Below are 11,919 nucleotides of genomic sequence, written 5' to 3'. Positions count from 1 at the left end.
CCCCGACGGACAGCAGGAAGAGGTTGGAAGACATGAGCACCCTTGAGCTCACCAAGGAAAACTTCGATCAGGTCGTGTCAGACAATGAATTCGTCCTGATCGACTTCTGGGCTTCCTGGTGTGGGCCGTGCCGCCAGTTCGCCCCCGTCTACGAACAGGCGTCGGAGCGCCACTCAGATCTTGTGTTCGCGAAGGTGGACACGGAAGCGCAGCCGGAGCTGGCGGCGGCGTTCGAGATCCGCTCGATTCCGACGCTGATGGTCATCAGGGACAAGGTGGCCGTGTTCGCCCAGCCGGGAGCGCTGCCGGAGCCGGTGCTGGAGGATGTGATCGGCCAGGCGAGGGGGCTGGACATGGACGAGGTGCGCAAGTCCATCACGGAAGCACAGGCCCAGGAGACACAGGGCAGCGAGCAGCAGGCGCAGTAGTCACCGCCGGAGCGGGCGGATCCGGGCGGGGCTCCGCCCGGATCCGCCCGCGCTCGCCCGCTCAGGCGGTACCCGTGGTACCCGGATAGTCGGACACGAGCGCGGTCAGGCCGTAGTCCAGTTCCGAGCCGTCCACCAGCAGCGCCTCCACGGTGCGTGTCTCAGGGTCGATGTCGGCCACGACGCCGTGGCCCGAGTAGCGCGGATAGCCGGAGGCGCCGCTCTCGCCCGTGTACTCCACGGTCGCCGAGCGCACCGCGCTGTCCTCCACCGCCGCACCGGAGCGGTTCATCACATGCGACGGCACCAGCAGGACCTGGAAGTGCCGCGGAAGGATACTCATGCCTTGACGCTAGCGACGCGCCGCCCCCAGCGCACGCTCAGGTCGACTCCCGGCTGATCGCCCGTGCGCCGAGCAGATCGTGCCGCTCGGGCGCACCACCGGGATCGCGGACCACCCGGTCGACCAGCTCCGCCAGATGCTGTCCGGTGACCATGTCGATCCGGACCGTGCTGAGCCGCGGCCGCAGCAGCCGCCCCAACAGCAGGTCGTCCGCGCCGATCACCGCGGTTTCGTCGGGTATGCCGATCCCGGCGTCCTGGAGGGCGCGCATCAACAGCATGGCGTACTCGTCGTTGTACGCGTACACACCGTCCAGCCCGAGCTCACGCCAGCGCCCCGCCAGCGCGTCCGCGGCAGACTCGTCGTATCCGAGCGAAAGGGGTGTGACGGTGGCTCCGAGTGGTTCGGCGACCTGGCGCAGACCGGCCAGACGGGGTTCGCGGAAGAGTTCGAGCCCCGGCTCTTCGGGCATGATCATGCCAATCCGTCGCCGGCCCCGCTCCAGCAGGTGTTGCGCGGCCCTTGCTCCCACCTCGCGCTGGTCCATGACCAGCGAGTGGGCTCCGCGCACCTGCTGAGGGCCAAGCGTGATCACCGCCCGCGCTCCCGACCGCTTCAGCACGTCCACACCCTGCGAGGTGAGCGCGACCTCCCCGAGCGACACCACCGCGACCGGCCGGAGTTCGGCCCAGGCTCTGGCGGCGGCGTCGCCGTCCAGGCCGAGGCTGCCGTACTGCACGACGGTGTAGTCCAGGCGCCGCAGCGCCCACTGGAGTTCACCGATGAAGCGCCCGTCGAGCGGGCCGTGCGCCACATGCGCCGTGGGCAGCAGCACGATGCGTGTGTGTCCCGCGCGCAGGCTGCGGGCCGCCGCGTGCGGCACATAGCCCAGCTCCTCGGCCGCCTGGCGCACCCGCCGGCGGGTGGGCTCGCTGATGCGAACCGCCGAGGTGTTGTTGAGTACGTAGGAGACCGTGGCCCGGGAGACGCCGGCCAGCCGCGCGACGTCGGCGCTGGTCGGTACGGCCCTGCTGGCCACGAGGGAGCGTTCTGCCGGATGTCTGGGTGTCTGGGTCATCGCCCTGGGTGTCTGACTCATCGCTCTCGGAATAATTCCAGAGCGGTCAGGCCCGGAAATCGGCGTTTGGCCTGAAGTGTTCGCAGGGCATCGGCGGTCGGCAGCTACGACCGGCCGAGGCGGTTCGGCCGCCCCTCCGGACGCGCCGACCCGCCGCAGCCACGCCCATTCGCCCCGGATCCCACTGCGCGGAGCGACCGAGTGGTCACGCTCCGGCGCCAGCGCGCGTGGTCGACGCTGCCGCATCGGCGTGCGGGCTTTCGGCGCGATCGCGGCGGTAGCCGCTGCCGTCACCGCCACCGGCGGCGCCCACCCCGTCGCCGCGGTCCCGGCGTACCCACAGCAGGGCGCCCGCCACCAGGAGCAGGGCACCCGGCAGCCAGCGGAAGGGGCCCTGCGGCAGGGCTGCGGCGAGCAGTCCGATCACGGCGCCCAGCGCCTGCAACGCGAGGGACTGCACGGACAGTGCGGTCGCCCGGTGCGCGCCGCTGACACGGCCGTGCAGTAGTTCGTTCTCGTTGGGCCCGGCGGCGCCGAGGGCGAGATAGACCAGTGCATAGCCGACCACGAGGAGCACCAGCGCCCGGACTCCGGAGCAGGCGACGGAGACGGTGAGCACCAGCAGGCCCGTCGCCATCGCACCGAGACCGGCGAACACCGCACGGTCGGCGTCGCCTGCCACCCGGGCGAGGAAGGGCGCGAGATGACTACCGACGGCCGTGCAGGCGAACCCGCCGCAGGCCAGGCCCGCGAAGACCGCCGCACCGGATTCGGGAGCGCCGGTCAGCGCGGATGCCCGGCCGGGCATGAGTAGTTCGATGGTGCCCAGTGCGGCGCCGGTCGCACAGGCGGTGAGCAGCAGCCTGCGGACCAGCCGGTCTCTCGCCCCCAGTCGGAGGCCGCCGATCACCGTGGCCGGGACGCCCGCGACGACCCCGCGCAGTGTGGCGGGAGGCCGGGGCGGCTCCGGCAGTCGGGTCAGCACGAAGCCCATGAAGGCGATGACCACGGCTCCCCCGAGCAGCCCCGGCGCGGACAGCGGGAGCACGACCCCGGATGTGGCTTCGGCCAGCCACGCCCCCGGGTCAGGTCCGAGCCCGAGCAGCCAGGGCAGCGCCCCTCCGATCAGGGTGCCGGCGGCAAGCGCCGTCGCGGACGCGGTACCGGCCCGGGCGAGCCCGGTGCGCAGCTCGGCATCCCACCCTGAGTGCGCCTGCACGGTGTCGACGTACCACGCCTCGGCGGGCCCGCTGGACAGGGCACGCCCGGCACCGAGCAGGAGCATCGCCAGGGTGAGCACCCAGGCAGTGGTGCCGACGGCGAACAGCACGAGGGCGGCCAGGTTGAGCACACCCGCCGCCACGAGCACGGGGCGCCGGCCGATGACGTCACTGAGCCCGCCCGTGGGGAGCTCCAGCGCGGCCACGGTCAGCGAGTACACGGCGAAGAGTCCGGCGATGGCGGCGACGCTGAAGCCGCGCTCGGTGGGCAGCAGTACGAGCGCGGGCAGGTAGAGGCCCACGGGCAGCCAGAAGAGGAAGGTGACGACGGTGAAACGGCGGCGGGCGGTACGCGGGTCGAGATACGGGGTCACCGCACCTCCCCGGCTGTGCCCGTGGCATGCTCGTCCGCCCCATCGGAACCGTCGGCCCCGTCGGACGAGGTGGACGGAGCGGATCCGGTCGGCTCGGGGCTTGAGGAGAGAGCCGCGGAAGGGCCGGCAGGAGCGGAGACCTGACCGGCGAGCGGCAGCCCGGCCCAGAACACCGCGACCTGCTCGGCACGCGGATCGCCCTCGTCCCGCTCCGCCAACGCGCGCACCGCACGCTCGAACGACTCCCACAGCTCCGTCAGCGACTCGGGCGTGAGGCGGTACAGCAGATCGGTCATGCCTGCGGGCTCGGCCCATTCCGCCCCCAGGCGCCCGGCCGCCGCGTCGTCGTCGTACTGGGTGAAAGACCTCTCCAGGTGGACCAGTTGGGCCCGGCGGCTCGCGGAGACAAAGGCCCGCGTCTCGTCGGTCGCGGCCATGGCCTCGTTGCTCCAGGACGTCAGCTCGTGGACAGCACGCCAGCGGCGCTCGCGTCCGTCACGGTGGGCGGCCTCGGCGATGAAGGCGTACTTGGCCAGCACACGGAGGTGGTAGCTGGTCGAAGCGGATGACTCGCCGGTGCGGACACCGAGTTCGCTGGCGGTCGCGGGGCCGTACTGCCGCAGCAGCCCCAGCAGCCTGATGCGCAGAGGATGGGTCAGGGCCTTCACGGCCGCCGCGTCGCGCTCGGGATCGAGGACGCGTTCACGCTGTTCACTGGACACGGCAGCAGCGTAGGCCGATCGGAGCACTTTCCCAAATAGTTTTTGCAGAATTTCTTTGGTAAAGCTGGGCGTGGGTTCGGCCCACCGGTGCGCGAACCCCCTCAGGAGGGGGACCGGCCCGCCTCGGGACCCGGGGCACCGGAGAACGCCGCCCTGAACACGCCCAGGGTCCGCTTCCGCTCGGAGCGGTCCAGCACCGCGTACACGATCTCCTCGAAGTGCCCGGAGAACCGCCCGCCGCCGTGAAGCAGTGCGCGGAAGGCTCCCGCCACCTGCCCCGGGTCGTTGCGGAACACCCCGCATCCCCACGCCCCGAGCACCAGCCGCCGGTAGCCCGCTGCCGCGGCCGTCTCCAGCACCCGCTCGGCCCGGGACGCCAGCGCGGCCGGTATGCGGGCGGCGTCGCCGGGCGTACGACTGAGGATGACGCCGGCGTTCGGTGCGGCGGAGCTGAGGAAACCGACCATGTACGGCGTGCCCAGCAACCGGCCGCGTTCGTCGCGGAAGACGGGGACCGCGGGCGAGTGGATCACCCGGTCGGAGTAGAAGGGACTCCGATCCGCGCGATGATGGGAGTAGAAGTCCGGGACCCGCAGCAGCGTGCTGTGGAGCGCGGACGCACGGCAGAGCGCTTCCTCTTGGGCCTGCGCCCCGTTGAGGAAGCCTCCGCCCGGATTTCGGGCCGACGCGAAGCTGAGCACCGCCACCGGGCCCGGCGCCCGCGCGGTGAGGCGACGGGCAGCGTCCAGGCTGCTCTCTCCGGTGACCTCGCATACGCTGGAACGGTCCGTGTCGGGCACCACCGGCACGGGTCCGGGCCCGTACATCCGAGTTCCTTCGACAGCCGCGGACAATTCTCCGCCGATCGTCACCCACTGGCCGCCCGGCGCCCGGTAGCAACCTGCTCCGACGATCTCCTGAGTCTGTTTCGCGATCCCCCGCAGACGTGCACTCATGCCCGGAATCCTCAGTGATCCCCCAGGGCACCGGCAAACCCATTACGGCCCTCTTACCGCGCACGTGATCAGCTTCGCGTGAGCGGTCGGCCGTGCACCCTGGTGGACGAGCCCTTGTGACAGGAGGATTCAATCATGGTCGCACGTGTTGCCGATGATCCGCTGCCCGGCGAGGACGCCGCCGAAGAGCTGCTGCGCTGCATCTGCTTCAAGACCGGCCCGCCCCGGGCCGTCGGGGTCGAGCTCGAATGGCTCGTACACGACCCGCACCGGCCCGACCGGCCCGTTGCGTCATCGCGACTGGAGCAGGCGTACGCGGACGTGCGGGAGCTCCCGCTCCGCGCGGCGCTGACCTTCGAACCCGGTGGGCAGCTCGAGCTCAGCTCGCAGCCCGCCCCGTCGCTGATGGAGTGCCTCGACACCATGGCGGCCGATCTGGACTCCGTGCGCACCGCTTTGCGGGCGTACGGGCTCGCTCTCAGCGGCCACGGCCACGACCCGTGGAATCCCCCGCGCAGACTCCTTCGAGCGCCGCGCTACGACGCGATGGAGAAGTACCTCGACCGGACCGGACCCGCCGGACGCTCGATGATGTGCTCGTCCGCATCCGTGCAGGTGTGTCTGGACGCGGGCTTCGAGGAACCGGGTCCGCTGGGCCTCGGCAGGCGCTGGCAGCTGGCGCACCTCCTGGGCGCGGTCCTGGTGGCCGCGTTCGCCAACTCCCCCGCCGGGAAAGGCCGCCTGACCGGCCTGCGGTCCACCCGGCAGGCCCTGTGGGCGGATCTGGACCCGCGCAGGGTGCTCGCGCCCGAGCCCGGCGCACCGCCCCGCGGAGCGTGGGCGGCACATGTGCTGGACACACCGGTGATGTGCGTCAGGGCTCCCGAAGGACCGTGGGCGGCACCCGATGAACTGACCTTCCGTGAGTGGATTAGGACCGGGAAACCGAGACCGCCTACGCACGAAGACCTCGAATACCACATGACCACGCTGTTTCCCCCCGTGCGCCCGCGCGGCCATCTCGAACTGCGCATGATCGACGCGCAGCCGGGCGAGAACGGCTGGCAGGTCCCGGTCGCGGTCACCACCGCTCTGTTCGACGACCCCGAGGCCGCGGAGATCGCCTACCGAACGGTCAAGCCGCTCGCCGAGATCGCGGGGACCCTGCGCGCGCCGCGCAACCCCCTGTGGACCGCCGCCGCCCGTGCCGGGCTCAGCGACCCCGAACTGCACGGCGCCGCCGTCAGCTGCTTCACCGTGGCGCTGGAGGCACTGCCCAGGCTGGGGGCGTCCCCGGCCGTACAAGAAGCGGTCGCGGTGTTCTTCGACCGCTATGTGCTGCCCGGCCGCTGTCCGGCCGACGACTTCACGTTCCCCGACGACCGGCGCGGAGACGCGCACCGGAACGCCATGCTCCACGACAAGGAGATCCACTCATGAACGAGTCCCCGGTGGCGACCGACGAGGAGTTGCTCAGGCAGCGCGCCCTGGACGCGCTGACCGCCGCCCGGGCCCGCACCGTCCTCCTCACGGGCTGCGTGGACGACCACGAGCTCACCGCACAGCACTCGCCGCTGATGTCGCCGCTGGTCTGGGATCTGGCACATATCGGCAACCAGGAGGAGCAGTGGCTGCTGCGGGCCGTCGCCGGACGCGAGGCGATCCGTCCCGACATCGACCCGGTGTACGACGCCTTCGAGCACCCACGCGCCGTACGGCCCTCACTGCCGCTGCTCTCCCCCGCCGAGTCCCGTGCCTACGCCTCCGACATCCGATGCCGGGTGCTCGACGTCCTGGAAAAGCATCCGCTGCGCGGCGGACCGCTGGTGGACTCCGCTTTCGCCTTCGGCATGATCGCCCAGCACGAACAGCAGCACGACGAGACGATGCTGATCACCCATCAGCTGCGCTCCGGATCCGCCGCGCTGGAAGCACCCGATCCACCCGCCGGCGGAGTGTCCGGGCTTCCGTCCGAAGTGCTGGTCCCCGCAGGCCCGTTCGCCATGGGCACCTCCACGGAGCCCTGGGCGCTGGACAACGAGCGGCCCGCGCACTCACGCGAGCTCCCGTCGTACTACCTCGACACCGTCCCCGTCACCAACGGCGCCTTCGAGGCTTTCATCGACGCGGGCGGCTACACGGACGAGCGGTGGTGGGCGGACGAGGGCTGGGCCCAGATCCGCAAGCACGGCATCGAGGCGCCGCTGTTCTGGCGGCGCGAGGCCGGCCAGTGGCTGCGCCGCAGGTTCGGGGTGACCGAACCCGTGCCGGCCGACGAGCCCGTACTGCACGTCAGCTGGTTCGAGGCGGACGCCTACGCCCGCTGGGCGGGGCGGCGGTTGCCGACGGAGGCGGAGTGGGAGAAGGCGGCACGGCACGATCCCGTGTCCGGGCGATCCCGGCGCTATCCCTGGGGCGACACCGACCCAACGCCCGACCAGGCCAATCTCGGGCAGCGCCATCTGCGTCCCGCCCCCGCAGGCGCGTATCCGGAGGGCGCCTCACCGCTCGGTGTGCGGCAGCTCATCGGCGACGTCTGGGAATGGACGGCCAGCGACTTCCTCCCCTATCCCGGGTTCACGGCGTTCCCGTACCGGGAGTACTCGGAGGTGTTCTTCGGCGGCGACCACAAGGTACTGCGGGGCGGCTCGTTCGCCGTGGACCCGGTGGCCTGCCGCGGTACGTTCCGCAACTGGGACCTGCCGGTGCGCCGGCAGATCTTCGCCGGTTTCCGCACGGCGCGGGACGCCTGATGTGCCGCCATGTCGCCTTCGTCGGAGCCGAGACGGCGATCGGTGAGCTGCTGGTCGCTCCGCCGCACGGGCTGCTGCGGCAGTCCTGGGCGCCGCGCCGCCAGCGGTACGGGACGGTCAACGCGGACGGCTTCGGGGTCGGCTGGTACGCGCCGGGTGACCCGGTGCCGGCCCGCTACCGCCGTGCCGGACCGGTCTGGGGCGACCGGTCCTTCGCCGACCTGGCGCGGGTGGTCCGCACCGGGGCGCTCCTCGCGGCGGTCAGGGACGCCACGGAACCGGGCGCGGACGGGGAGGCCGCGGCGGCGCCTTACGCCTCCGGGCCGTGGCTGTTCAGTCACAACGGTGCTGTCACGGACTGGCCGCGTTCGGTCGCGTCCCAGGCCACGGCGCTGCCGGCGGCCGAGCTCCTCTCGATGGAGGCGCGCTGCGACTCGGCACTGCTGTGGGCGCTGGTGCTGCACCGGCTGCGCGACGGAGACGGGCTGGGCGATTCGCTGGCCTACACCGTGCCGGAGGTCGCGCGGGCGGCTCCGGGATCACGGCTCAATCTGCTGCTCACCGACGGCGTGACGATCGCGGCGACCGCCTGGGGCGACACGCTCTGGTACCTCGCGGAGCCGGGACGCCCCGGGCTCCCTCGATCCCCCAGCGGCCGGGTGGTCGTGGCGTCCGAACCGTATGACGACGATCCCCACTGGCGCGAGGTGCCCGACCGCACCCTGCTGGTCGCCACTCGCACCGATGTCCTGCTGACCCCGCTGAAGGAGCCACCTGCGTGAGCCCGTTCCAGCTGACCCGCACCCTGCCCGACGACGCGGCCGGCGCCGCTCTGCGCGCCGACGTACTGCACGGGCTGACCCACACCCCCAAGGAACTGCCGCCCAAGTGGTTCTACGACGCACGCGGCAGCGAGCTGTTCGAGGAGATCACCCGACTGCCCGAGTACTACCCCACTCGGGCCGAACGGGAGATCCTCGTCGAACGCTCGGCTGAGATCGCGGCGGTGACCGGCGCCCGCACCCTCGTGGAACTGGGCTCCGGATCCTCCGAGAAGACCCGGCATCTGCTGGACGCGCTGACCGGCCTGCGCAGCTACGTGCCCGTCGACGTGAGCGAGAGCGCACTGACAGGTGCGGCGACAGCGCTGCTCGACGAGCATCCGGATCTGGACATCCGGGCGATGACGGCCGACTTCACCCGGGCGCTGGAGCTGCCCGTCACTCCGGGGCCGCGACTGGTGGCCTTCCTCGGCGGCACTATCGGCAACCTCCTGCCGGGTGAACGCCAGGCCTTCCTGCGCGCGGTGCGGGAGATGCTGTCACCCGGGGACGCGCTGCTGCTCGGAACGGACCTGGTGAAGGAGGAGGATGTGCTGGTCGCGGCGTACGACGACGCGGCCGGGGTGACCGCCGAGTTCAACCGGAACGTCCTCGCCGTCATCGACCGCGAGCTCGGGGCCGACTTCGATCCCGACACGTTCGCCCATGTGGCTTTGTGGAACAGGGAGAAGGAGTGGATCGAGATGCGGCTGCGGGCCCGGCAGACACTCAAGGTGACGATCCGGGACCTCGACCTGGTGGTGCCCTTCGAGGCCGGCGAGGAGATACGCACCGAGGTGTCCGCCAAGTTCCGTCAGGAGGGTGTGCGCAACGAACTGGCGCATGCAGGAATGAAGTTGTCGGAGTGGTGGACGGACTCGGCCGGGAGGTTCGCGTTGTCGCTGTCGACGGCGGTGTGACCGGAGCGGCCGACGGCCTCCGCCGCGGCGGAGAAGGAACGGGCCTCGGCGCCGTCGGTGTGACCCGGCCCGGAAACCGTCCCACCGTCCGTCACGGCGGCGTGCGCCGCCCGGGCCAGTGTGCGCCGGTCGGTGTGGCGGCCCGCGGGGATCGGGGGCAGGATCCTGATCTCCGCGGTCAGCCCGCGCGCCGCGGCGACCCTCCACAACGACGCCATGAGCGGGTCGTCTCCCACGAACGCGGCGGCACCGGTGGGCCGGTAGCTGATACGCACCGGCTGTACGGCGACTCGCGCGTCCAGCGCGGACTGGAAGGCGGCGTTGCGGAAGCGCCCATGGGCACGACCGCACCAGGTCGATCCCTCGGGGAACACGACCACGCGCGCCCCGCCCCTGAGTGCGTCCGCCATGGTCGCGACCAGCCGGGGCAGTGCCCGCAGCCGGTCCCGGTCCACGAACAGAGTGCCGCCGAACCGGGCGAGCGGACCCAGCACGGGCCAGCGTCGTACCTCCTTCTTGGCGAGCATCCGCCCGGGGAGCACAGTGGCGACGAGGGGGATGTCCAGCCAGGAGACGTGGTTGGGGACGACGAGCGTGCCGGAGCGCCACGCGGGCGGGCGGGTCCCCGGCGGCGGCTCGGTGGGCGACGCGGAACGGGGTCCTGGGACCAGTCCTGACACGGCCGCGGGTGAACCGCCTGGCCCGCCGTACACGGCCGGGGCGATGACCAGGACCCGTACGCCGAAGGCTCTGAGCACCACCCGGCACCACACACGGACCAGCCGGGACCTGCGGTCCGGGCCGCACGGGATCGCCACCGGCGACACGGCGACGCCCACGAGCACGACGACGACGCCCGCCAGCAGCCGGCCGACCGCCCGGAATCGGCCGACGGTCGGCCAGCGGGGCGTGGCGCAACCGCCCGGCGTGCAGGGCGCGGTGGGCAGCCAGACGCTCATTCCACCGGCGCCAGGGAGAGGAAGTGGCGCAGGTAGCGGGGGTTGGTGCGGCGCAGTGAGAGCAGGACGTAGAGGTCGGCGACGTTGAAGTCGGGGTCGTGGGCCGGGGCGCCGCACACCCAGGCCCCGAGCCTGAGGTAGCCGCGCAGCAGCGGGGGCAGTTCGGTGCGGTCCGGCGACCGGGAGACGCCGTCGGCGCTCCAGAGTTTGTGCGGGGCGACCCAGTACTCATCGGGCGCGATGTGCTTGGCCCTGACGGTGTCCCAGGTACCGGCGGCGAGTGTGCCGCCGTCGGCGAGCGGGATGGAGCAGCAGCCGGACAGCCAGGTGTGTCCGGTGCGGGTCATGTAGCGGGCGAGTCCGGCCCAGATGAGCGCGATGACGGCGCCGCCCCGGTGCGCCGGGTGGACGCAGGAGCGGCCGACCTCGACGAGGTCTTCACGGATGGGAGCGAGCCTGGACAGGTCGAACTCGGTCTCGGCGTAGAGCCGTCCGGCGATCCTCGCCCGCTCGGGCGGTAGCACCCGGTAGGTCCCCACGACTTCGCCGGTCTCCTCGTGACGTACGAGGATGTGGTCGCAGTAGGCGTCGAAGGCGTCGCCGTCCAGCCCGGGCTCCGGGCCGTCGAGCCGGGCTCCGAGCTCTCCGGCGAACACCTGGTGCCGCAGCCGCTGGGCGGCGCGCACCTCCTCCTGGGTGCGTGCGAGGGAGACTGTGTAGCGGGGCTCGGCGGACACGGCCGGGGCGGGGACGACTGCGGGCGAAACGGGCATGGCGGCTCTCCTCTGCCGTATGGATGCGCCGGACAGCGCCTGCGGCAGCCCGGTATCCGATTAATTCCGTGACCGGCTGCATTCGACGTGACGGGGGTGCGGAGCGGGGATGTGCGCCGTCTGAATGCCGGGCGACTCCGGGCAGCCGCGCCCGGCTGTGTCCGATGGCGAGGCCCCGGGGAGCGGGCCGTCACCGACTGGGGCACCGTGGAGGGGAACGTCGCCACGGCGCAATGGAGAGGACAGACCCATGTCCCAGCACACCTATCGGGTCACCGAGATCGTCGGCACCTCGCACGAAGGGGTCGATCAGGCCATCCGCAACGGCATCTCACGGGCCAAACAGACCATCCGGGGCCTCGACTGGTTCGAGGTGACTCAGGTCCGCGGCCACATCGTGGACGGCGAGATCGAGCACTACCAGGTCGGACTGAAGGTCGGATTCCGCCTGGAGGACTGACGGATTCGGACGACCTCCACCCGTTCGGCGCAACGCCGTTGCGGGAGTGGCTTCCCGGTCACCGACCGGGAAGCCACCCCGTGTCGCGGCACCCGCGGCGTACGACGGGGCG

13 protein-coding genes are annotated in these 11,919 nt (G+C 71.8%); 6 read left to right on the top strand and 7 right to left on the bottom strand.

Features of this window, described 5'->3' with window-relative positions:
* Window positions 1–32: 32 nt before the first annotated feature.
* Window positions 33–428 (top strand): thioredoxin, encoded by a 396-nt coding sequence (trxA, locus tag V1460_RS15165; protein ID WP_338674248.1) that lies wholly within the window; start codon window positions 33–35, stop codon window positions 426–428.
* A gap of 61 nt (window positions 429–489) precedes the next feature.
* Here the strand turns inward: trxA and V1460_RS15160 are convergent, their stop codons facing one another.
* The 5 genes from V1460_RS15160 to V1460_RS15140 form a co-directional block, all read right to left on the bottom strand.
* Complete coding sequence (locus V1460_RS15160; protein WP_338674247.1) at window positions 490–771, bottom strand: hypothetical protein; 282 nt, start codon at window positions 769–771, stop codon at window positions 490–492.
* Between the two features lie 37 nt (window positions 772–808).
* The gene (locus V1460_RS15155; protein WP_338674246.1) at window positions 809–1,849 is read right to left on the bottom strand and encodes a LacI family DNA-binding transcriptional regulator; all 1,041 of its coding nucleotides are present in this window, start codon (window positions 1,847–1,849) and stop codon (window positions 809–811) included.
* A gap of 205 nt (window positions 1,850–2,054) precedes the next feature.
* Window positions 2,055–3,443: an MFS transporter gene (locus V1460_RS15150; protein WP_338674245.1), complete on the bottom strand. Its 1,389-nt coding sequence runs from the start codon at window positions 3,441–3,443 to the stop codon at window positions 2,055–2,057.
* Window positions 3,440–4,165: a helix-turn-helix domain-containing protein gene (locus V1460_RS15145; protein WP_338674244.1), complete on the bottom strand. Its 726-nt coding sequence runs from the start codon at window positions 4,163–4,165 to the stop codon at window positions 3,440–3,442. The genes V1460_RS15150 and V1460_RS15145 overlap by 4 nt, the downstream gene beginning before the upstream one ends.
* Window positions 4,166–4,266: 101 nt before the next feature.
* Complete coding sequence (locus tag V1460_RS15140) at window positions 4,267–5,121, bottom strand: TIGR02452 family protein (RefSeq protein WP_338674243.1); 855 nt, start codon at window positions 5,119–5,121, stop codon at window positions 4,267–4,269.
* A 135-nt stretch (window positions 5,122–5,256) separates the two neighbouring features.
* On the opposite strand from V1460_RS15140, the gene egtA reads away from it, so the two are divergent.
* From egtA to egtD, 4 genes are read left to right on the top strand one after another with little or no spacing between them, the layout of a single operon-like run.
* On the top strand, window positions 5,257–6,561 hold the full coding sequence (gene egtA, locus V1460_RS15135; protein WP_338674242.1) for an ergothioneine biosynthesis glutamate--cysteine ligase EgtA: 1,305 nt from the start codon (window positions 5,257–5,259) through the stop codon (window positions 6,559–6,561).
* Window positions 6,558–7,874, top strand: coding sequence for an ergothioneine biosynthesis protein EgtB (gene egtB, locus V1460_RS15130; protein WP_338674241.1), 1,317 nt, complete (start codon window positions 6,558–6,560; stop codon window positions 7,872–7,874). The genes egtA and egtB overlap by 4 nt, the downstream gene beginning before the upstream one ends.
* Window positions 7,874–8,656 (top strand): ergothioneine biosynthesis protein EgtC, encoded by a 783-nt coding sequence (gene egtC, locus V1460_RS15125; RefSeq protein WP_338674240.1) that lies wholly within the window; start codon window positions 7,874–7,876, stop codon window positions 8,654–8,656. The genes egtB and egtC overlap by 1 nt, the downstream gene beginning before the upstream one ends.
* Entirely contained in the window at window positions 8,653–9,615 is a 963-nt protein-coding gene (gene egtD, locus V1460_RS15120; protein ID WP_338674239.1) for an L-histidine N(alpha)-methyltransferase, read from the top strand. Before egtC ends, egtD begins: the two co-directional genes overlap by 4 nt.
* Here the strand turns inward: egtD and V1460_RS15115 are convergent.
* On the bottom strand, window positions 9,510–10,574 hold the full coding sequence (locus V1460_RS15115; RefSeq protein WP_338674238.1) for a lysophospholipid acyltransferase family protein: 1,065 nt from the start codon (window positions 10,572–10,574) through the stop codon (window positions 9,510–9,512). The two genes, egtD and V1460_RS15115, sit on opposite strands and share 106 nt — an antisense overlap.
* Window positions 10,571–11,347, bottom strand: a complete 777-nt coding sequence (locus V1460_RS15110) for a GNAT family N-acyltransferase (RefSeq protein ID WP_338674237.1) — start codon at window positions 11,345–11,347, stop codon at window positions 10,571–10,573. Before V1460_RS15110 ends, V1460_RS15115 begins: the two co-directional genes overlap by 4 nt.
* 250 nt (window positions 11,348–11,597) lie before the next feature.
* On the opposite strand from V1460_RS15110, the gene V1460_RS15105 reads away from it, so the two are divergent.
* Entirely contained in the window at window positions 11,598–11,807 is a 210-nt protein-coding gene (locus tag V1460_RS15105; protein ID WP_338674236.1) for a dodecin, read from the top strand.
* Window positions 11,808–11,919: the final 112 nt, after the last annotated feature.

The sequence above is a fragment of the Streptomyces sp. SCSIO 30461 genome (assembly GCF_037023745.1).
Lineage (GTDB): Bacteria > Actinomycetota > Actinomycetes > Streptomycetales > Streptomycetaceae > Streptomyces.
The sequence above is the reverse complement of the archived record's forward strand: the minus strand, read 5'-3'. Positions and strand labels throughout refer to the sequence as shown.